Below are 21868 nucleotides of genomic sequence, written 5' to 3'. Positions count from 1 at the left end.
TCTAGGTTTCAATAACAGAAAATACTTTGTTATTGAAACCTTTTGTTTTTTTAAAATGGAATAATTAATTAAAAACTACGGAATATAGTTATGAAAATATTATTTGAAATCATATCTGTAAAAAAATAAAAACAGAAAGATGAGGTGACTATGTTGAAAAATATATTTAGAATCTTTACAACTGATTTAAGAAATTTATTTAAAAATTATGCAGCAATTATAACGGTAGGTGCATTATGTGTTCTTCCATCACTTTATGCATGGTTCAATATTGCAGCTTCCTGGGATCCATATGCTAAGGAGGCTACAAGTCAGATAAAGATTGGGGTTATAAATCAGGATTCAGGTTCTGAAGTAAGAGGAAAGGAAATTAATTTAGGAAATTCAATAGTAGATAGCCTTAAAGAAAATGATCTTATGGGATGGACATTTCTAAATGAAGATGAGGCTGATGAAATGCTTAAAAATGGAGAACTGTATGCAACAATTACTATACCAACAAAGTTTTCTGAGCAGATAGCCTCAGTAATTACTCAAGACATTCAAAGGGGAGATATCATATATAAAGTGAATGAAAAGATTAATGCTATAGCACCTAAGCTTACATCTAAAGGGGCAACTGGAATTCAAGAAAATATAAGTAAAACATTTATTGAAACAGTTGGAAGTACAATATTATCGGCAACTAAGGAAATTGGCCTTAAGATTGAAGATGTAAAGCCTAAAATAACTAATGTATATAATATGCTTTTAGATGTGCAATCGAGATTTACAGATGTTAATGAAACAGTAGATCTTGCAGCAAATGGTGTAGTTAAATTAAAAGATATTACTAGTAGTCTGCAAAAAGATATTCCTTTAGTTAAGGAAACTATTAATAATAGCAGAAATCTTACTAATCAGCTTAAGGACTTTACTTCGGCTTCTAAAACTGCATTAGATGAATTATCACCAACCATAAAAGAAGATATAAGAATATTATCTGAAATAAGTTCACAGGTTTCGGATTATTCTACAACACTTACAAATCTTGTAAATAGTGGAGGAGAGAAGGCTCCTGAAACAGTAAATAATTTATTAAATAGAGTAAATACCTTAGATAAAATAAATTCAGCAGCATTGAATGTATTTAATGCTTTAAATAATATTTCGCCAAGACTTGATAATGTAGTAAGCAGACTTAATAATGTACAGTCTAATATTTCAAGTTTGAAATCAACATTGACAGTTATAAAGAATGAAATTGATTCTGGAAGTACTGTGGATACATCTCTTCTTGATAATTTAAAGACATTTTCTGATAGTATAAATTCAATAACTACTGACTTATATTCAAATTATGATTCAGAAATTGTACCTAAGATAAATAACATTACAGATAGTATAAATAAGACTAGTGATAATGTATTATCTGTTTTAAATGAAGCTGAAGCTAAACTACCTGATGTAAGCAATCTTTTGAATACAGCTTATAATGGAGCTGATAAGGGGATTGAAGGAATAGAATTTGTAAAGGAAAAGCTTCCTAAAGCTGAAGAAACAATTAATTTATTAGTAGAAAAGATGGAAAAAGTAAATAATGATGAAAGCCTTCAGGAGCTTATAGATTTGCTTAAGAGTGATATTGAGCTGAGAAGTAATTTTCTTGCAAACCCTGTAAACTTAATTGAGCAGCAGTTATTCCCAATGGGTAACTATGGTACAGCAATGACACCATTTTATACTACGTTATCTTTATGGGTAGGAGTTCTTCTATTAACATCTGTTTTAGGGGTAGACCCACATGGAATGGTAGATGAAAATGGTGAAAAGATTAAATTTAATTCTATAGAAAGTTATTTTGGAAAACTTCTTTTGTTTATTTCAATATGCTTAATTCAAAGTGTTATAGTTGCACTTGGAGATTTATTTTATTTGAAGATTTATTCTGTACACCCTGTATATTTTGTACTATTTTCTATGTTTATCAGCTGTGTATTTGCAGTAATTGTATATACTGTATGCTCTGTATTTGGTAATGCAGGAAAGGTAATTGGGATTGTACTTCTTGTAATTCAAATAGGAGGAAGTGGAGGAACATTTCCTATAGAACTTACACCAAAGTTTTTCCAAAGTATTCATCCATTCTTACCATTTACTTATGCAGTTTCATTATTGAGGGAAAGTGTAGGAGGTACAGTAGTTAAAGTAGTAAGTACAGATTTGACTGCACTTGCTTTCTTTGGAGGATTATTTATTTTAATAGGAACATTTTTAAAGAAGCCTTTCAGTAAGGTTATATCTAATTTTAGTCATAAATTTGAAGAAAGCCATTTAGGTGAATAATACATAGAAATAAATTATATTGAACATATTTAAGATAGTAAGGAAAATATCTTTCGCAACATGTTGCGAAAATTCGCAGGGGTAAAATTAATATAAGATTATAAAAAAGTAGTATAAGATTTTTGAGTATTATACTACTTTTTAATTTTATTAAATATTAAGATTTATGTTTTGTATATTAAAATCAAATGTATTAACTAAATTTAAATATTCTTCTAAAGTATTTTTGGTATTAAAGAAGCATGGAAAATTAAGATTATAATTTCCCCAGATTGTGATAGTTTTTTTTACAAAATAAAATGTAACGAAAAATATTTCTCTTGTATTTAATTTAGTTAGAAGTGGGATGAGTGATTTATCTTTAAGCTTGTAGTAAGGTGTATTGTGTTTTAAATTTATTATTTCTTTAAGTAATTCATTATCATAAGTATCAGAAATTAAGTTAAGAAGATTTTCTTTATCTTCTTCAGACAGATTGTTTAAATAAAGGTCAATGTAACATTCATTATTATTTTCTTCAAAGATTTTTTCTATTAAAGTTATTAATTTGATTTCACCATCTTTAATATTTTTAGCATCTATAGTGAAGTTTAGAAAATTATCAAAGCCAGAAAGTATATTGTTGAATTTTATATTAACATTTGTTTTGAATTCAACAGTGTTAATTGGAATTAGTAAATTATTTCTCATAATCACACCTCATTTATTTTTTACCAAACAAATTAAATATATAAAATATACTACATAAACCAGCGATTATTGTCTAGAATAAATAGTTGTTGTATGGGGTATTATTTAAATAATGTATTTATATGGTAAAATAAAAATATAGCGTTTTAAGTGGAGGGGAATATGGCAAAGATAGTTATTGTTGAAGATAATGAAAATATAAAAAATGAGTTGATTGAATTTTTAGGGGGCCTATGGATATGAGGCTGTTGGAATAGAGGATTTTAAAAATGCAGTAAAGTGCATACTTGATAATGAGCCTGATCTTGTTCTTCTTGATATAAATCTTCCTTATTGTGATGGATACTTTATATGCAGTGAGGTTAGAAAGAATAGAAATATACCTATAATAATAGTAACAAGTCGAGATAGTGATATGGATGAAATTATGAGTATGAATATAGGTGCAGATGATTTTATAACAAAGCCATATAATACTCAAATTCTTCTTGCAAGAATTGGAGCTGTTTTAAGAAGAAGTGGAAATAATATAGTGAAAGAATATATGGAGCATAGAGGACTTAAACTTAACATAAATAAAGGAGAAGTAATTTATAAGGATAACACAGCTTATTTAAGTAAGAATGAATTTAAAATACTAGCCTGCCTTATGAAAAATAAAGAATCAATAGTAAGTCGTAAGGATTTAATGGATTATTTATGGAGTTCTGATTTATTTATAGATGATAATACACTATCTGTTAATGTTACAAGGCTTAGAAAAAAATTAGATGATATAGGATTTGAAAATGCCATAGAAACTAAGAGAGAGCTTGGATATATCTTACTATGAATATAAGAGATTATTTAAAATCAAATTCTCCGTTTTTAATATTAAATTTTATGGTGTATATGCTTATATTTGTGATTATGAAAATAGCAGATATGCCTAATATAATACTATTTTCTATTTTCTTTATATGGTTTGCTCCAGTTGTTATTTATATGATATTAAATTATCGTAAGGAATTAAAATTTTACGGTGAAATTATTAATATTATTGAAAAGCTTGATAAGAAATATCTTGTAGCAGAGCTTATAAAGAGACCAAATTATTATGAGGGAAAAATATTCTATGACTGCCTTAGGGAGTGTAATAGAAATATGCATGAAGAGGTAAATGTTCATAAATTTCTTCAAAGGGAGTATAGAGAATATATAGAAACATGGGTACATGAAATTAAAACACCTATATCATCATTAAAGCTCACCCTTGAGAACAGTAGGTTAAATGAGAAGAATGAACTTATAAGAGAGATAGAAAAAATAGAGAAGTATATAACTCAAGCACTTTATTATTCAAGAAGTACAGATGTAAGTAAGGATTATATAGTAAAGGAATTTAATCTTGAGGATGTAGTCAACGAATGCATAAGGGAAAACAGGCGTGATTTTATAAATAAGAGGATTTCATTAAAAATAGATAGAGTTAATATTAATGTTATATGCGACAGTAAGTGGCTTAAATTTATTTTAAATCAAATAATAATAAATTCAATTAAGTACTGTAGAGAAAGTGGAGCACAAACAAAAATATATACTGAAGAAAATGATAAGTCATCTGAATATTATGTGAAGGATAGAAAACTCAATTTAATAATAGAGGATAATGGAATTGGAATATCAGAAAGAGATATTAATAGAGTTTTTGATAAAGGCTTTACTGGGGAAAATGGAAGAGTATATGGAAAATCTACAGGCATAGGACTTTACTTGTGTAAAAAGCTATGTTGTAAACTTCAGCTTGATATAAATATAAAATCAAAGAAAGAATACGGAACAAAGGTTATAATTTCATTTTGACAAGATAAAGTGTAGGTATTGCAGGACATAAGAACTGTGATATCTGCATTTTTATTTATGAGTACATAAGGTGAATATGAGAATTAAGATTTATAAATACTTATTTCTTATCTTACACAATTGTAATATAATTGAAAGATTGTTTAATATGAACTAATTAAGTGCGGGTATAAAATAAATTCATAAGATAAATGAGGAGGAAACAACTATGGAAAGCATATTAAACGTTGAAAATATAGAAAAATATTATGGAAATAAGGACAATATTACAAAGGCAATCAATAATATAAGCTTTAAAGTTGAAAAGGGTGAGTTCGTTGGGATTATGGGGCCTTCAGGCGGGCAGAAACAGAGGGTGGCAGCTGCAAGGGCTATAGTTAATAATCCTAAGATTATACTAGCTGATGAACCAACTGGCGCATTAGATTCTAAGGCTGCAAAACTGTTATTAAATTCAATGGAAAAATTGAATAAAGAATTAGAAGCAACAATACTTATGGTTACTCATGATGCATTTACTGCAAGTTATGCCAATAGAATTTTATTTATTAAAGACGGAAAAATCTTTAACGAGATTATAAAAGGAAATGATACTAGAAAAGAATTTTTTAATAGGATAATTGATGTAGTGACAATGCTTGGAGGTGACTCAAAAGATGTATTTTAAAATGGCCTTTAACAATGTGAAGAGAAGTTTTAAAGATTATACTATTTACTTTTTAACTATAACCTTTGCTGTATGTATATTTTATAGTTTTAATTCTATAAATAATCAGACTGTAGTAGGGCAGATGAATGAAAGTCAGAGACAGTATGTTGAAATTATGAATAAGCTTATTTCTATATTGTCTATAGGAGTGTCTGTAATACATGGTGGATATTTGTATGGCACATATATATCATATAAAAATGTTATAGATAATGAATTTAATTAAAAGGGAGCTTAAAAAATGGGTTATGGGTATTAATTATTTTATATTATATTGCATAAAAAGTGTGTTGTTAACATTATTTATATGAATTTTGAGAAAGTACTGGTAAATCTAGTACTTTTTTTATTTGAATAAATTTGATATGATTTAATAAAAGCTATTAAAAAAGAAGGAGAACTATTATGAAATGTAAGAATTTTGTTGAATTATACAAAGGATTTATGAAAGATTTACCATGGCCAGTTTGTATACAAGAAGTTAATGGTAATATTTTATATATAAATGAAGTCTTTGAAAATATATTTCATATTAGTTATGAAAAAATAATTAGTAAAAATTTTTATGAAGATTTAAAAATTGAAGGTCTTAGAGAATTTAATGATAAGGTAAAGGATAAGAAATTAACGGCTAATAAAATAAAAATTGAAAGTAATATATATGATATCTACCGTATTCCTCTAAAAGATAATGATGATGTATATGCTATATGTGATATTTTTATTGATATAACTGAAAAAGTTAATAAAGAAGACCAATTAAGTATGTAGACATCACTTCTGAGAACAATGGTAGATTCGCTTCCAGAAATAGTATTCTTTAAAGCAGCAGATATTTTAAAAGAAATATGTGGAGAATATATATTTAGATGGGGCGGAGATGAATTTATAGTTTTACTTCCTAATTTTGATGAGAGTAAATGTGAAGATATAATTAGGGATATACAAAAAAGATGTAAGGAAGTAAAGCATGATTATATACAGGTAAATATTGCTTTGGGGAATATAGTAAAAAAATCTATAGATGAAGACATATATGAATGTATTAAAAATGTGGAGAAAAAGGTATATTCTCAAAAGTTAGTGGAAAATAAGAGTGTTAAAGATTCTATAATTAATTCTCTTAAAAAGAATCTTGAAAATAAGAGTTATGAAACTAGTGAACATGCTAATAGGGTGGCAAATTATGCAATAGAAATAGGTAAAAGATTAAATTTTAGAGTATCAGAAATGGATGAATTAATTGCTTCAGCTCAGCTACATGATATAGGTAAAATAGCAATAGATGAATATATACTTAAAAAACCAAGTAAGCTTACTGACGAAGAATATGAAATTATAAAAACTCATTGTGAGAATGGATATAGAATAATTAATGCATCTAGCGGCCTTGAAACAGTTGCTAAATGTGTTTTAAGTCATCATGAAAGATGGGATGGGAATGGATATCCTTTTGGATTAACTGGAGAAGAAATACCACTTATTTCGAGAATAATAAGTGTAGCAGATTCTTATGATGTTATGACAAGTAATAGACCTTACAACAAACCATTAAAGCATGAAGAAGCTATGAAAGAACTTGAAAGATGTGCAGGAAGTCAATTTGATCCTAATATAGTAAGAGAATTTAAACTTTTGGTGGAAAATAATGCTTTACTAGATATTAATATATAAAGGTGTTTATATAAACAAAGGAGAATTGCTATGAAATATAAAAATTTTGTTGAAGCATATGAAATATTATCAAATTATTTACCATGGGCAATTTGTATAGGGGATGCTGGGGACAGAATCTTCTATGTTAATGAAATTTTTGAAAATATATTTAATATTAGCTTTGAAGAAGCAAATAACAAACATTTTGATGAAATTGTAGACTTTGAAGTATTAGAGAAATTTGTTGGCGATATCAGTGATAAAAATTTAACAATAAATAGAATTAAAATTGGAAGTAATATATATGACATTTATAAGATATTATTAAGAAATAATGAGGACAATGTATATGCTATCTGCAATATTATAGTTGACGCAGGTGAAAGAACAGATAGAGAATATAAGTTAGAAAAGCAGGCATCTATGTTAAGAAAAATAATAGATGGAATTCCAGAAGCAATATTCTATAAAGATAAGCAAGGAAGAATTAAAAATTATAATAAAGCATTTAAAGAGATATACAATAGTATGGGTGTCTCAGAGATATTAGACAAAACGGCTATTGAAATTGGTTTTGATGAAGAAAAAGCAAAAAAGATCAATGATATTGATAAAGAAATAATAGCCAATAAAGAAGTAAAGCGCTATGAGCAGAGTGTTAAGGATAAAGAAGGTAATGATTTAATTTATGAATATATAAAGAATTATGTTACAGATGATGATGGAGATGTTTGTGGAATAGTTGCTGTTGCAAGGGATGTTACTGAAAGAAATGCTAATGAAAAAAGACTCATATATTTAACTGAAATTGACACTCTTACAGGTTTGTATAATAGATATAGCTTTGAACAAAAGATTGAAGAATTTGACAATGAAGAATATTTTCCACTTGGGATAATTATGGCAGACCTAAATGGTCTTAAAATTGTTAATGATACTTTTGGGCATTTAGAGGGTGATAAGCTTATAATACATGCAGCAAATATTTTGAAAGAAGTATGTGGGCCATATGTATATAGATGGGGAGGAGATGAATTTATAGTCTTACTTCCTAATGTTACTGAAAATAACTGTAACAGTATAATTAGAACAATAAAGAAAATGTGCAACAAAGTAGAACATAACTATATACAGGTAAGTATGGCACTTGGACAAATCATAAAAAAATCTAAAGATGAAGATATAAATGAGTGCATAAAAAGAGTAGAAGAAAAAGTATATAGAAAAAAAATAGTTGAAAAAAAGAGTATTAGAAGTTCTATAATTTATTCGTTTAAAAAGTGTCTTGAGGAAAATTATGGAGGGATTAATGAGCATTCAAAACATGTGACGGAGTATGCAAAGGGAATAGGTGAAGTATTACATTTAAAAGTGTCTGAAATGAATGAATTAATAACTGCAGCTCAGCTTCATGATATAGGTAAAGTAGGAATAGATAAGAGCATAATTAACAAACCAACCAAACTTACAGAAGAAGAATATGAGATTGTAAAAACACATTGTGCAAAGGGATATAGATTAATTAATGCAGCTACTGAGTTTAATGATATTGCTAAGTATGTTTTAAGTCATCATGAAAGATGGGATGGAAAGGGCTATCCTCTAGGATTAAAGGGGGAAGAGATTCCACTTATTTCAAGGATAATAAGTGTAGCAGATTCATATGATGCTATTACAAGTAAAAGAGCATACAAAGAAGCATTAAGTCATGAAGAGGCACTAAAAGAAATTAAAAGATGTTCTGGAACACAGTTTGATCCTGAAATAGTCAAGGAATTTGAACAATTTATTAAATGTAGTTTTTAACTTTTATATATGTATTTATTTGACAATATATACTAATAAGGCTAAAATAATCTTAGAAAAATATAGAGGAGTGGTTATGTAATGATAAAAGAAAATGGTAATATATCAATTGATACAGAGAACATATTTCCTATTATTAAGAAATGGCTATACTCTGATAAGGATATATTTATAAGAGAAGTTATAAGTAACGCATGTGATGCAATAAGTAAGTTTCAAAGACTTGTTTCATTAGGAGAAGCTGAAGCTTCAAAGGATGAAAAATACAAAGTAGTTGTTTCTGTAAATAAAGAAAAGAAGACATTAAAGTTTTCTGATAATGGTATCGGAATGACTGAAGAAGAAGTTAAAAAGTACATAAATCAAGTTGCTTTTTCAGGTGCTACAGATTTTATGGAAAAATATAAAGATAAAATGGATGAAGGTAAGGATATAATAGGCCACTTTGGTCTAGGATTTTACTCAACATTCATGGTGTCTACTAAAGTTCAAATAGATACATTATCTTATAAAAAAGATGCAGAACCAGTTAAGTGGGAATGTACTGGTGGTACTGAATATGAAATTTCATCAAGTGATGAAAGAACTACAAGAGGTACAACTGTAACATTATATATTGATGATGAAAGTAGTGAATTTTTAGAAGAATATAAGGTAAGACAGATAATAGAAAAATATTGCTCGTTCTTACCAACTGAAATATACTTAGAAGATGAAAATAAACCAAAGGAAGAACCTAAGTATGTTACAAAGAAAAAAGAAGATGGAACAGAATATCAGGAATTAGTTGAACCTGAAGCTCCAAAGCCATTAAATGATACTCACCCATTATGGATGAAGAAGCCAAGCGAATGTACAGATGAAGAATATAAAGACTTTTATAGAAAAGTATTTATGGACTTTAATGAACCTTTATTTTGGATTCACTTAAATGTGGATTATCCATTTAACTTAAAGGGTATACTATACTTCCCTAAGCTAACTCATGAAGTTGAAATCAGAGAAGGACAGGTTAAACTTTATAATAACCAAGTATTCGTTGCTGACAACATTAAAGAAGTAATTCCTGAATTCTTATTATTACTTAAGGGTACAATTGATTGTCCAGATTTACCTTTAAATGTTTCAAGAAGCTTCTTACAAAATGATAAAGATGTAACTAAGATATCTAACCATATTATTAAAAAGGTTGCGGATAAGTTAAATGACTTATTCAAGAACAGCAGAGAAGAGTTCAATAAATTCTGGCCAGATATTCAAATATTCATTAAATATGGATGTTTAAGAGATGAAAAGTTCTATGAAAAGATTAAAGATATAATCATATTCAAGAATTTAAAAGGCGAATATGTAACATTAAAAGATTACCTTGAAGCTAATAAAGAAAAGCATGAAAATAAAGTATATTATGCTAATGATGAAAAACAACAGTCTCAATATATAAAGATGTTTAAGGAATATGATCTTGATGCACTTATACTAGACTGCTCATTAGATGATCACTTTATTACATTCTTAGAAATGCATGAAAATGGAGTTAAGTTCAAGAGAATAGATTCAGATATTTCTGATACATTAGGAACAAAGACTGATGAAAATAATGAAGAAGTTAAGAATCTAAACAAAGAAATAGAAGATATGTTTAAGGGAGCTTTAGGAGAAAAAGTTTCTAAGATATCTGTTGAAGGATTAAAGAATACAGATACTTCAGCTATAATCTTAATCTCAGAAGAATCAAGAAGAATGGCAGAAATGAGTAAGATGTATGCTCAAGCTGGTATGGGAGCTATGGGTATGTTTAAAGAAGAGGAAACTTTAGTTGTAAATAACAATAATCCTTTAGTTAAAAAGCTTGTTGGAATCTCTAAGGATGAAAGCAAAAAAGATGAAGTTAAACTTGTATGCGAGCATATATTTGATTTAGCTAAGATTGCGAACAAAGAGCTAGATGCTGATGAAATGGATAAATTCATAAAGAGAAATAATAAAATATTAAATATGATTACAGAACTATAAAAAATTCTGTGTTGAAAATAGCCATCTATATAAAAATATAGATGGCTTAATTTTTATATAAAAGGGTTAAATGCAATTGTATTTAATTCTTTTATATTTTGTGTAAAATTTGGAAATGTTTTTATGAGTTATATGAAATAATATTAAAAAATATAATGATTTATTATTAACATAATCATTTTTTGATGTTAAAATAGAATATAGTCGAAAAAATATATATTATGGAGAATTATAGGATGAATGAAGAAGTTATAAGAATTGAAGACATTATTGATGTACTTAAAAAAAGATGGAAAATAATAGCCTCAATAACTATTATAGCTACAGTTGTTTCAGCAATTATAAGTTTTTTTGTTATTTCACCTAAATATGAAGCAAGTACTAAATTATTTATTGGTAAGGAACAAAGTCAAAATGCTGATCAGTCATATAGCAATAATGATGTTCAGATGTATCAAAAACTATTAAAAACGTATGCAGAAGTTATTGCAACAAATGATTTGGTCGGACGAGCACTTGATGAGGCTAATTTAAATTTAAATTCATTAGATGTTTTAGGAAATCTAACTGTAACTCCAAGAGCAGATACAGAGATTTTGGAGATAAGTTATATTAATACTGATCCAGAGTTGGCTAAAGAAGTAGTAGAATCAGTAACAAATGAATTTATTAATTATTCTACAGAGCTTATACCAAATGGAAATGTACAAGTAATTGAAGAAGTAAGAGTGCCAGAAAATCCAGTTAGCCCAAATAAAAAATTAAATATAGCAATTGCATTTTTATTAGGATTAATGGTAAGTGTAGGATTTAGTTTTTTAATTGAATTTATGAATAATACGTTTAAAACAAAGGAACAATTGGAAAGCCAACTTGGATTACCTGTAATAGGAGTAATTCCTAATGAGGATGAGTTTAAATAGGGGAGAAAATAAAAATGTTTTTTAAAAGTAAATTAGAGAAAGCAGTAGAAAATCAAAAGTACCTTGGATTTGAGGTTGAAAGAAATCCTAAGTCTGTAATATCTGAAGCTTATAGGACATTAAGAACAAATATACAATATTCTTCTTTCGATAAAAAAATACAGACTATACTTGTTACAAGCGCAGAAGTAGCAGAAGGAAAATCAACTGTATCTGGAAATTTAGCATTAACTTTTGCTGAAAATAATAATAAAGTTATTTTAATTGATTGTGATTTAAGAAAACCATCTTTACATAAGAAGTTTAAAATATCGAACATGGTTGGATTATCTGAGCTATTATTAGGTAAAGTAAATTTACAAGAAGCTGTTCAAAAGCATAGTGATAATTTATTTGTATTAACGTCTGGAAAGCTTCCACCAAATCCAGCAGAAATGCTTGCATCTTCAGCTATGACTAATTTGTTAGATAAACTTAAAGAAGAGTATGATGTGATTATACTTGATAGTGCGCCAGTTGGTGCTGTTACAGATGCTCAAATTCTTTCAACTAAAGTTGATGGTACTATATTAGTAGCTAGAGCCCAAAGAACTAAAAGAGATACTGTACTGGAAGCAGAGGATTCTTTGAAAAAAGTAGGTGCCAATATTATTGGATGTGTATTACAGGGAGTAGACAATTTAAAGGGTAAGTACTACTATTACTATGGAAATGATGGAGAATAAAAGAAAAAATAAATTAATAACTGACATTAAGTTAATATGCTTATAGTGATTAAGTTTATTGAAGAAATGATAATAGAATTTGAAAAGAATTTAATGAAAAATATAGAAATATAAGAATTTTAATAAGTCATATGAAAGTAGTCATATGGCTTATTTTTTTATGGTATTTTATGATGCATATTATTTTGATAACAGATTAAACTCTACTAAGATTAAATATAATTATACTTATTATAATATATTGTTTTCGACAAAAACATCAAAATTATTAATAAATTTTTCTTATAATATAATTTAATTAGAAAATCTGTGAAAAAAATGTAGAAGAGTAGCTGTAAATGTGTTATCATATAGATATGAGTGACTTATTTTAAAATACAAATGAGTTAAAATTCTAATTTATAGTTGGAGGGAAACAAGATAATGAAAATTAAGAAACTTCTATCAATTGGTGCACTAGCATTAACAATTACTACATGTACGTCAATGAATGTATTTGCAGCTGAATCAGCTGGAAATAGAGAGAATGCCAAAAATCAAATAATCATGAATGTTATTAAAGGACAAAATATAGCTGAAAGTTTAAATATTAATAAGGCTAGTATTAGTAAAAATTATGTGACACATGATTTTATAGAAGATATTAAAAAATATATTGATCAAGATATAACTGATACTAATATTAAAGAACAAATAAAAAGTAATATTGAAAAAGAATATAATGAAGGAAAAACTTTCAAAGAAATATTGACTTCTATTATGTATGTTAGTAAAAATTCTGATGAAACTTTACAACAAATGAAAAAAGTTGTGAATGATGTGGTAGAAGAATTTAAGTATGATTACCATACTGATGGAACTAAAAAATTAGAAGACACTATAAACAAATATTTTAATGTTCAAAAATTAAATGGAAAATTAACTTATGGTAAAAATTCAAATAATAAACTTGTAGTTACCTTAGAAAGAGATGAACAAGTAGTTCTTCAAGTAAGTTCAGAAAATGTAAATTCATTACAAAATGAATTGGGAAAAATCAATACATGGGCGGATTTATTGAACTTATTATAATTATATAAAGAATTCAAAAAAATAAGCTAGTTTGGAGTTAATTTATAATGAAAAAAACAACAAAGTATATTAATGTAGTTCTTACTGTTTTATTAATCTGTACTATATTAGTTACTATGTTATCTGCTTTTGTAAGGTTTTCTCTTACTAATAAGAAGATTTATTTAAATTTATTAGATTCTACTAATACATATTCTGTTGTTACTGATGCACTTTATGGAAAAATGAGTGCTATTTTAGGTGATGATATAAGTGAAGATTTTAAAAAATCTATAATAACTGAAGATGATGTGAGAAAAGAAGCAAATGTGGTTCTTGATTATATGATTAGTAATATTATTAATGGACAAACTAATGTACCTGAGATTGATGTTAATATATACAAAGAAAGAATAGCTGAAGCTTTAAATTCTTTAACTGGTTATGATGCTTATATTAATAAGAAAAAGGATTTAACTAGCTACCAAGCAATAAATAAATATACTATACAACCTATGAATTTAATCATAGAGATTGGTAGCAGCTCTAATAACTTAAATTTAAAAGTAGATAATTATAATAATATAAATAATGATGTATTTTTTGAAAAGTTAGCTACAAGAGCAGAATTAGAAGCGAGAGCTAGAGCTATACTTAAAGAAAAAGGCATAACAGAGGCTGAGGCTAGAGCTAAAATGGCTCAAAGAGGCATAACTGAAGAACAGCTTTGGCAATACGCAAAAGATCATGGATATCTTGATGAAGAAGATGAACCAAATGAAAACTCACAGACATCAACGAATTCTAATAAAGTTGAGGATAATGTAAGTGATTCTAATGAACAAAATGTATATGAAAATGAAAAACAAAATAATACTAAAGAAAATAATATTAATTTATCAGATAATTCTCAAAAAGTAAATTCACAAAGTGGAAATATTGATGATGGTAAAATTTCTAAAACAAAGATACAAAATATAGTTATGTCTATAATCTTAGATGAGAGTATGAGCTTTGATGAAAAGATGGACAAAATATATTCAGAATTGATGGATGAATCTGAAATTATCATAAATAAAGAGATGAGTAATCTAAATTTTTCTCAATTAATTAATTCTTGTGTATTTATGTATGCAGTAAAAGCAACATCAATTGTCTATAAATCATTTTATATTGATCTATTAATATTGATAATTCTTATTATAGCATTAATGATTAACAATAATTTTAGTTTTATAAAGGTAATTAATTATTTATCTAAGTCAATTATGATATCTGGAATGTTATCAACAATTGCTTTTGGATTTATATATTTATCTAAAGTTTATATAAAGTTTGGTGGAATTGTAAATAAGTCATATTTTCAACCTATGATTTTAGCATCTTCAGAATATTTTTGTAGAGTTTTATTTATAGCATCGATAGGGATTTTTATAGTTGGATTAATTATGGATATTTTAGTGATAAAGAAGAGATTGACTAGGAGGTAAGTATAATGAAGAGTTTAAAGTTAAAAAAGTTAGTCGCAGCAGCATTAGCTGTAGCTACTATATCAGTTGTAACGTCAATGGGAGCTTCAGCTGCTTGGAGAAATGATAGCAAAGGATGGTGGAATACTGAAGGAAATTCATATTCTATTGGTTGGAGACAATTAGATGGAAATTGGTATCATTTTGATTCAGTTGGATATATGAAGACTGGATGGGTTCAAGATGGAGAATCATGGTATTATATGAATCCAGTATCAGATGGAACAAAAGGATCAATGAAAACAGGTTGGATACAAGATAATGGAAATTGGTACTACATGAATCCAGTATCAGATGGAACAAAAGGATCAATGAAAACAGGCTGGATACAAGATGGGGAATCATGGTATTATATGAATCCAGTATCAGATGGAATAAAAGGATCAATGAAAACAGGTTGGATACAAGATGGAGGAAAGTGGTATTACACAAATCCAGTATCAGATGGAACAAAGGGATCAATGAAAACAGGTTGGATACAAGATAATGGAAAATGGTATTACATGAATCCAGTATCAGATGGAACAAAAGGATCAATGCAAACAGGGATTGTAAAAGTTGGTGGAAAAGTTTATTGTTTACAACCATCAGGATCTATGGCAACTGGAAATGTAGAAATAAATGGATCTAAATATACATTTAGTGCATCTGGAGAATGCATAGGGGATACTCCAAAAGTAGATAAAGAATTTAACTCAAATGGAACAGTTATAAATCAAGGTTCAACAAATAATCAAGGAAGTAATTCAACAAATAATAATGGAAATAATTCCAAAGATAAAGGTGGAAGCTCAAGTAATTCACATACAGGATCATCATCAACTAGTAAAAGTACTCACCATGCGCAAAATAGTGGTAGAGGTGGTGAAGATATAGTATTATCAACTGTACCAAGTATAAATGAGTTTTATGCAGATTATGCTGAATTAGAAAAAGTAGCTGATAACACTTATAAGTTTAAAAAGAGTCCATTAAAAATAGCCGATAACTCATCAGATTATGTAACTAGAGATATCTATGTTATTGGAGCTGAAAAAGTTGATAAAAATGGTGATACTTTCATTATAACACCTGAAAAAGGTCAAAATACTGTTGTAAAAGGTGTAGTTAGAGTAGTTAGAGATGGAAAAATAAGCTACGTAACTTCTGTTGTTAAATAATACTTAAATTTTAAAAATAGAAACAGATAGATATAGAGCTCATCTGTTTCTATTTAAATATTTATTATTTTAAAAGCTTAATTTTTCAAAATAATTGAATTTGCAGTATTTTGAATTAATATTATACAGAAAAATATAATAAAGTAAAAATTAAAATGTAGAATCTGGTAATATTAAATTTATTAGTAATAAAAGGAACAGATTCTAATATATATATTTATATATATAATTGTTATAATATAACAATTAATAATAACCATTGAGAATTTGTACTAACAATGGTATAATTGTCAGAGAAAAATTGAATGGAGGGCTTTTATTAATGAAGCATATAAAAACAATCAACAAAACAAACATAAAAAACAGCTTATGCAAACCAGGATGCAAAGAATGCGCAAACTCTTGTCAATCAGCTTGTAAGACATCTTGCACAGTTGCAAACTTAGAATGCGAAAATAACTAGTAAAATTTGAAGCAGTAACTAAGCGTTACTGCTTTAATTTAATGTATAATTGGCAATGGACAATTTAAATATGGTGTATATAATTGTCTATTGTCAATTGTATATTTACAATTGTTATATTTATTAGGAGGAGTTTAAAATGGCGTTAATACATAAATTTAAACAAGGCGGAAACTTTTTTGTTTTAGATGTTAATACTGGTGCGGTACACGTTGTAGATGAATTAGTTTATGATATATTAGATGATAATAAGTTAGAATCTAAAGTAGAAGTTTTAGATAGACTTAAGGGTAAATATGATGAGGAAGAACTTTCAGAAGCTTATGATGAAATTCAAGAATTAGCTGAAGATGGAATTCTTTATTCAGAAGATCAATATGAAGAAATAGCACATAGTTCTATGGATGATAGAGATTACATAAAAGCAATATGCTTAAATGTAATTCACGGATGTAACTTAAGATGCAAGTACTGTTTTGCAGATGAAGGTGAATACCATGGTCATGGCGGAGTTATGAGCGTTGAAACTGCTAAAAGGGCAATTGACTACGTTATAAAGAGAAGTGGTCCTAGAAAGAATATTGAAATTGATTTATTTGGTGGAGAACCAACTTTAATAATGGATAAGATTAAAGAAATAATTCAATACGCAAGAGATAACGAAGAAAAATGGGGTAAGAATGTAAGATTTACAATGACTACAAATGCTACTCTTTTAACTCCAGAAATGATGGATTATATGGATAAAGAAATGGGAAATATAATTTTATCTCTTGATGGAAGAAAAGATGTTAATGATAACGTAAGAATTAAAATCGATAAGACTGGTTCTTACGATGATATAGTTCCAAACATAAAGGAAATGATAAAGAGAAGAACTCCAGGTAAGACTTACTATGTAAGAGGAACATTTACTAGAGATAATACAGACTTCTACAATGACGTAATGGCTATGGTAGATGAAGGATTCAGAGAATTATCAATTGAACCAGTTGTATTACCAGATGAAAGCCCACTTTCATTAAGAGAAGAAGATCTTGAAACTATTTTTGATAACTATGATAAATTATATGAAGAAATGGCTAGAAGAAAGAAAGAAGGAGATGAATTCAAATTCTATCACTTCAATATAGATCTTCAAGGTGGACCATGTGTTTATAAGAGAATTTCAGGATGTGGAGCAGGATTTGAATATGTTGCAATAACTCCACAAGGTGAAGTATATCCATGTCACCAATTTGTTGGTAAAGAAGAATATAAATTAGGTGATATTTATGAAGATACTTATAATAGTGAATTAGCTAAGACATTCAAGAAGGCTCATATATATAACAAGCCTAAATGTAGAGAATGTTGGGCAAGATTCTACTGTAGTGGTGGATGCCAAGCTAACAACGTAAACTTCAATGGAGATATGAACATACCATATGAAATTGGATGTAAGATGCAAAAGAAGAGAATCGAATGTGCAATAGCATTAAAGGCTGTAGAAGAATAAGATATTAGTTGAAATATATAAGACGGTAATGTAAGAAATTATGTTACCGTCTTTTTGTTTCATGGAAATAGTATGATTTAATTAAAAAAAGAAAGAGGAATTTTTGAAATGTACTTAAAATCAGTATTCTATCTATATTCATAAATTATTATGAATATAAATAGAATGCTTTTTTGTGATAAGATTATAATTGGAGTAAATATGGTCTATAATTTTATAGTCTAAAATTAAGTAATATAATTTAGTAGTATAAAGAGATTGATATTTAAGATAAGGAGTTTTAATTTGAAAGAAGGATTTTTAAAAAATAATTTAAAAGTTATATATGAGCATAGAGAAGGAGCTCTTTCTTCTATATGTATAAGCTTTAATGCTGGAGCAGGGGCTGAAAAAGAAGATGACAAGATGGGGACTGCCCATGCAGTTGAACATATGGTGTACAAAGGTACTAAAAAGAGAAGTGAAGCTGAGATAAATGAAGAACTTAGCAATATTTTTGGGTTTCAAAATGCTATGACTAATTATCCATATGCTATATATTATGGAACATTACTAAGTGAAGATTTTGAAAAAGGACTTGAAATCTTTTCTGATATATTAATAAATCCATCCTTTGATGAAAATGGATTTAAAGAGGAAATGAGTGTAATAAAAGAAGAACTAAATGAATGGGATGAAGACTTAGAACAGTATTGTGAAGATAAGTTATTTATGAATGCATTTAATGAAAGAAGAATTAAGTATCCAATAATAGGTGTTCATAAAGACTTAGATAGTATGACTTTAGAGGATATTAAAAAGTTCTATAAAGAAAATTATTTCCCGGAAAATGGAGTGATTACAGCAGTTACTTCTTTAGCTTATGATAAAGTAATGGAAATATGCGAAAAGCACTTTGGTGAATGGAAGTCTGAAAATAATATTGAGAATAATGTTTTAGATAAATATGAACTTCCTAAAAATAAAATATTCTATGATGAAAAGAAAGATTCAAAAACATGCAAGATACAAGCTATATTTCCAATAGATGAATTAAATGAAAGAGAAATGAAAAGTCTAAGAATCTTTAATCAATTTTTTGGAGAAGGAGTAAACAGTGTATTATATGACAATCTTAGAACTAAAAATGGATTAGTGTATGATGTACTTACTAGAGTGGTTTATGAAAATTATATTAAGCTATACAAGATCACCTTTACAACTTCAAAGGAAAAAACAGATCAAACATTAGATGTATTGAAGAAATGTATAACTTGCCTTGAAGAATATAAAAAACAATTTAATGAAGAACTCAAAAGCAAGCTTATTAAGAGTTTTAAGCTTAAGAGATTGTTTAGAGAAGAACAAAGTATAGTCATGGCAAAGGAATTATCTACTCACGATACTATGTTTAACAGTGGACAGTTATATTTAGATGAAATAGATGATTTAGATGTAATAACTATAGAAGAAATTTTTGAAACAGCAGAAAAGGTATTATCAAAGTGTTCTATACAAGTAATACAATAAACTATAAGTAAAGGAGAAAAAATGAAAGCACCATTATTAGAGGAACTTATTAAGTATCATAATAAACAAAGATTATTATTATCAATGCCAGGAAATAAAAGTGGGCGTACATATTATATTGATGAGCTTGGTAAAGAATTTATGAATAATATGGGGAGAATGGATATAACAGAAGTTGATAACCTAGACAATCTTCATGCGCCAGAAGGTGTAATAAAAGAAGCACAGGAAATGCTTGCAAAGACTTATAATGCTAAAAAGGCTTACTTTTTAGTTAATGGAAGTTCAGGTGGAAATCTTGCAGCTATTTTTTCAGCATTTAATGACGGTGATGAAGTTGTTGTTGAGAGAAACTGTCACAAATCTATCTATAATGGATTAATTCTTAGAAGGCTTAAGATAACATATATAGAACCTGTTATAGATGAAAAGAATGGAGTATTTCTTCCACCAGATAAAAATAAAATATATGAAGCTATAAATAAAGCTAATAATCCTAAAGGAATAATACTTACTTATCCAAATTATTTTGGAATTACATATGATATAGAATATATACTAGAAGATTTGAAAAATAGAGGATTAAAGGTAATCATAGATAGTGCTCATGGTGCTCATTATGGAGCAAGTGACAGACTGCCTAAAAGTGTTTCAAGTATGGCTGATTATGTTGTTTTAAGTGCACATAAAACATTGCCATCATTGACTCAAGGGTCATATCTTATGGTTAATGATGATAGTGAACATGCAGAATTTTATATAAGAGCGTTTATGAGCACATCTCCATCATATTTGATAATGGCATCACTTGATTATGCAAGGCATTATTTAGATGAGTATGGTCATGATGAATATGAAAGACTTATAAATAATGCTGAAGTTTGGAAGGAAAGAATAAATAGTCTTGGAAAAGTAAAAGTATTATCTAAAGAAATGCTTGAAGCTGAAGATAAACAAAAATATGAAATTGATTTAAGCAGATATGTTTTAATTGTTCCAGATGGATATAGTGGCCATAAACTTCAAGATTTCATGAGTGAAATGAAAATACAATGTGAGATGAGTTTTGCAAGAGGTGTAGTACTTATATTATCTCCAGTAAATAAGGAAGAGGATTTCTTAAAGATTTATGAAGCAATAAAACAGTTAGATATGAGTACACTTGCATGTGAAAAAAATCCATCATACAGCAGTATTATTCCGAAAAAAATGTTAGAACCTTATGAAGCATTTGATGCAAAAAGTGAATTTGTTGATGTTGAAGTAAGCGAGGGAAAAATAGCTAAGGAAAGCATAATACCATATCCACCAGGAATTCCTTTAGTATGCCCAGGTGAGGTTATAACTCATGAAGTTATTGAAATTATTAAGGATTATGCCAATAATGGAAGGACTATTATGGGCGTAGATAAGAATAAGGTACATGTAATAGTGATGTAGAGTTTAGTTTTAGATTTACTGAAATTTATATGAATTAAAAAAAGTATATTTATTTTTATTGCACGTAATTAAGTAAATTAAGTTTGTATGTTATAAGGAAATAAATAGTTATAAAAAAACTAAATAGTAAAGTATAAAAATCGTATTATTCAATATATTGGATTTGCGATTTTTTTTTGTTGTTGTCAATTTCTGGTTATTAAGAAAAATAATCAATAAATTATATAATGTAGTCTTTTGTGTCTAACCAATATGAGAATGTAAATAGGATACTTATAAATAGAGGGGTTAAATGTTAGATTGACAATGAAAATATAATTATAAATATAAAATATTAAAAATATGGGGTTGAATGTAACAAAAATGCAAAAAACTATTGAAAATATTAACAAATTATAATATTATATACATATTATAATTCATGTTAATGAGCAATAAGAAATAAAGACTAAGGGGGCTTTTAACTGTTAAAAATAATCTATAAAAATATATAAAAATATATTTCTATTTATGATATAATCTTATTG

General features: G+C 27.5%; 18 protein-coding genes and 1 pseudogene. 18 read left to right on the top strand and 1 reads right to left on the bottom strand.

The genetic code is table 11. From position 1 onward, the window contains the following. Positions 1-150 precede the first annotated feature (150 nt). Positions 151-2325, top strand: coding sequence for a YhgE/Pip domain-containing protein (locus HF850_RS10790; protein WP_243159466.1), 2175 nt, complete (start codon positions 151-153; stop codon positions 2323-2325). A 150-nt stretch (positions 2326-2475) separates the two neighbouring features. Here HF850_RS10790 and HF850_RS10785 read toward each other — a convergent pair whose 3' ends face one another. Continuing rightward, entirely contained in the window at positions 2476-3015 is a 540-nt protein-coding gene (locus HF850_RS10785; RefSeq protein WP_169105450.1) for a hypothetical protein, read from the bottom strand. 162 nt (positions 3016-3177) lie between these two features. Between HF850_RS10785 and HF850_RS10780 the strand changes: the two are divergent. From HF850_RS10780 to HF850_RS10705, 17 genes and pseudogenes are all read left to right on the top strand, one after another. Further along, a pseudogene (locus tag HF850_RS10780) lies at positions 3178-3847 on the top strand (response regulator transcription factor). After that, positions 3844-4857 carry a sensor histidine kinase gene (locus HF850_RS10775; RefSeq protein WP_169105449.1) on the top strand — a complete coding sequence of 338 codons (1014 nt, stop codon included), beginning with the start codon at positions 3844-3846 and terminating at the stop codon, positions 4855-4857. The pseudogene HF850_RS10780 and the gene HF850_RS10775 overlap by 4 nt, the downstream one beginning before the upstream one ends. A 208-nt stretch (positions 4858-5065) precedes the next feature. Further along, positions 5066-5524 carry an ATP-binding cassette domain-containing protein gene (locus tag HF850_RS10770; RefSeq protein ID WP_169105448.1) on the top strand — a complete coding sequence of 153 codons (459 nt, stop codon included), beginning with the start codon at positions 5066-5068 and terminating at the stop codon, positions 5522-5524. Next, positions 5514-5792: a hypothetical protein gene (locus HF850_RS10765; protein WP_243159465.1), complete on the top strand. Its 279-nt coding sequence runs from the start codon at positions 5514-5516 to the stop codon at positions 5790-5792. Before HF850_RS10770 ends, HF850_RS10765 begins: the two co-directional genes overlap by 11 nt. 179 nt (positions 5793-5971) lie before the next feature. After that, positions 5972-6337: a PAS domain-containing protein gene (locus tag HF850_RS15825; protein WP_243159464.1), complete on the top strand. Its 366-nt coding sequence runs from the start codon at positions 5972-5974 to the stop codon at positions 6335-6337. Positions 6338-6355: 18 nt separating this feature from the next. Continuing rightward, positions 6356-7240: an HD domain-containing phosphohydrolase gene (locus HF850_RS10760; RefSeq protein ID WP_243159463.1), complete on the top strand. Its 885-nt coding sequence runs from the start codon at positions 6356-6358 to the stop codon at positions 7238-7240. Between the two features lie 30 nt (positions 7241-7270). Then, entirely contained in the window at positions 7271-9028 is a 1758-nt protein-coding gene (locus HF850_RS10755; protein ID WP_169105447.1) for an HD domain-containing phosphohydrolase, read from the top strand. A gap of 81 nt (positions 9029-9109) precedes the next feature. Beyond that, positions 9110-11044 carry a molecular chaperone HtpG gene (htpG, locus tag HF850_RS10750; RefSeq protein WP_169105446.1) on the top strand — a complete coding sequence of 645 codons (1935 nt, stop codon included), beginning with the start codon at positions 9110-9112 and terminating at the stop codon, positions 11042-11044. Positions 11045-11280: 236 nt separating this feature from the next. Continuing rightward, the gene (locus HF850_RS10745) at positions 11281-11967 is read left to right on the top strand and encodes a Wzz/FepE/Etk N-terminal domain-containing protein (protein WP_169105445.1); all 687 of its coding nucleotides are present in this window, start codon (positions 11281-11283) and stop codon (positions 11965-11967) included. A gap of 14 nt (positions 11968-11981) precedes the next feature. Next, positions 11982-12692, top strand: coding sequence for a CpsD/CapB family tyrosine-protein kinase (locus tag HF850_RS10740; protein ID WP_169105444.1), 711 nt, complete (start codon positions 11982-11984; stop codon positions 12690-12692). Between the two features lie 423 nt (positions 12693-13115). Continuing rightward, complete coding sequence (locus HF850_RS10735; RefSeq protein WP_169105443.1) at positions 13116-13763, top strand: hypothetical protein; 648 nt, start codon at positions 13116-13118, stop codon at positions 13761-13763. A gap of 47 nt (positions 13764-13810) precedes the next feature. Further along, positions 13811-15232 (top strand): hypothetical protein, encoded by a 1422-nt coding sequence (locus HF850_RS10730; protein ID WP_169105442.1) that lies wholly within the window; start codon positions 13811-13813, stop codon positions 15230-15232. A 5-nt stretch (positions 15233-15237) separates the two neighbouring features. After that, positions 15238-16431 carry an N-acetylmuramoyl-L-alanine amidase family protein gene (locus HF850_RS10725; protein WP_169105441.1) on the top strand — a complete coding sequence of 398 codons (1194 nt, stop codon included), beginning with the start codon at positions 15238-15240 and terminating at the stop codon, positions 16429-16431. 322 nt (positions 16432-16753) lie between these two features. Beyond that, a complete protein-coding gene (gene scfA / locus HF850_RS10720) occupies positions 16754-16894 on the top strand; it encodes a six-cysteine ranthipeptide SCIFF (protein WP_169105440.1) in 141 nt (46 codons plus the stop codon). Between the two features lie 139 nt (positions 16895-17033). Then, positions 17034-18392, top strand: coding sequence for a thioether cross-link-forming SCIFF peptide maturase (gene scfB, locus HF850_RS10715; protein ID WP_169105439.1), 1359 nt, complete (start codon positions 17034-17036; stop codon positions 18390-18392). Positions 18393-18677: 285 nt separating this feature from the next. Further along, positions 18678-19901: a pitrilysin family protein gene (locus tag HF850_RS10710; RefSeq protein WP_169105438.1), complete on the top strand. Its 1224-nt coding sequence runs from the start codon at positions 18678-18680 to the stop codon at positions 19899-19901. 21 nt (positions 19902-19922) lie between these two features. Further along, on the top strand, positions 19923-21341 hold the full coding sequence (locus HF850_RS10705; protein WP_169105437.1) for an aminotransferase class I/II-fold pyridoxal phosphate-dependent enzyme: 1419 nt from the start codon (positions 19923-19925) through the stop codon (positions 21339-21341). The last annotated feature ends 527 nt before the right edge of the window (positions 21342-21868 follow it).

The sequence above is a fragment of the Clostridium sp. SM-530-WT-3G genome, from assembly GCF_012843905.1.
GTDB lineage: Bacteria > Bacillota > Clostridia > Clostridiales > Clostridiaceae > Clostridium.
Note: the sequence above shows the minus strand (reverse complement) of the source record. Positions and strands in the feature narration are given on the sequence as shown.

Bases quoted from the DNA above. Each gene is read 5' to 3' on its own strand.
- HF850_RS10790 (WP_243159466.1), top strand. From the start codon at position 151: ATGTTGAAAAATATATTTAGAATCTTTACAACTGATTTAAGAAATTTA.
- HF850_RS10785 (WP_169105450.1), bottom strand. From the start codon at position 3,015: ATGAGAAATAATTTACTAATTCCAATTAACACTGTTGAATTCAAAACA.
- HF850_RS10775 (WP_169105449.1), top strand. From the start codon at position 3,844: ATGAATATAAGAGATTATTTAAAATCAAATTCTCCGTTTTTAATATTA.
- HF850_RS10770 (WP_169105448.1), top strand. From the start codon at position 5,066: ATGGAAAGCATATTAAACGTTGAAAATATAGAAAAATATTATGGAAAT.
- HF850_RS10765 (WP_243159465.1), top strand. From the start codon at position 5,514: ATGTATTTTAAAATGGCCTTTAACAATGTGAAGAGAAGTTTTAAAGAT.
- HF850_RS15825 (WP_243159464.1), top strand. From the start codon at position 5,972: ATGAAATGTAAGAATTTTGTTGAATTATACAAAGGATTTATGAAAGAT.
- HF850_RS10760 (WP_243159463.1), top strand. From the start codon at position 6,356: ATGGTAGATTCGCTTCCAGAAATAGTATTCTTTAAAGCAGCAGATATT.
- HF850_RS10755 (WP_169105447.1), top strand. From the start codon at position 7,271: ATGAAATATAAAAATTTTGTTGAAGCATATGAAATATTATCAAATTAT.
- htpG (WP_169105446.1), top strand. From the start codon at position 9,110: ATGATAAAAGAAAATGGTAATATATCAATTGATACAGAGAACATATTT.
- HF850_RS10745 (WP_169105445.1), top strand. From the start codon at position 11,281: ATGAATGAAGAAGTTATAAGAATTGAAGACATTATTGATGTACTTAAA.
- HF850_RS10740 (WP_169105444.1), top strand. From the start codon at position 11,982: ATGTTTTTTAAAAGTAAATTAGAGAAAGCAGTAGAAAATCAAAAGTAC.
- HF850_RS10735 (WP_169105443.1), top strand. From the start codon at position 13,116: ATGAAAATTAAGAAACTTCTATCAATTGGTGCACTAGCATTAACAATT.
- HF850_RS10730 (WP_169105442.1), top strand. From the start codon at position 13,811: ATGAAAAAAACAACAAAGTATATTAATGTAGTTCTTACTGTTTTATTA.
- HF850_RS10725 (WP_169105441.1), top strand. From the start codon at position 15,238: ATGAAGAGTTTAAAGTTAAAAAAGTTAGTCGCAGCAGCATTAGCTGTA.
- scfA (WP_169105440.1), top strand. From the start codon at position 16,754: ATGAAGCATATAAAAACAATCAACAAAACAAACATAAAAAACAGCTTA.
- scfB (WP_169105439.1), top strand. From the start codon at position 17,034: ATGGCGTTAATACATAAATTTAAACAAGGCGGAAACTTTTTTGTTTTA.
- HF850_RS10705 (WP_169105437.1), top strand. From the start codon at position 19,923: ATGAAAGCACCATTATTAGAGGAACTTATTAAGTATCATAATAAACAA.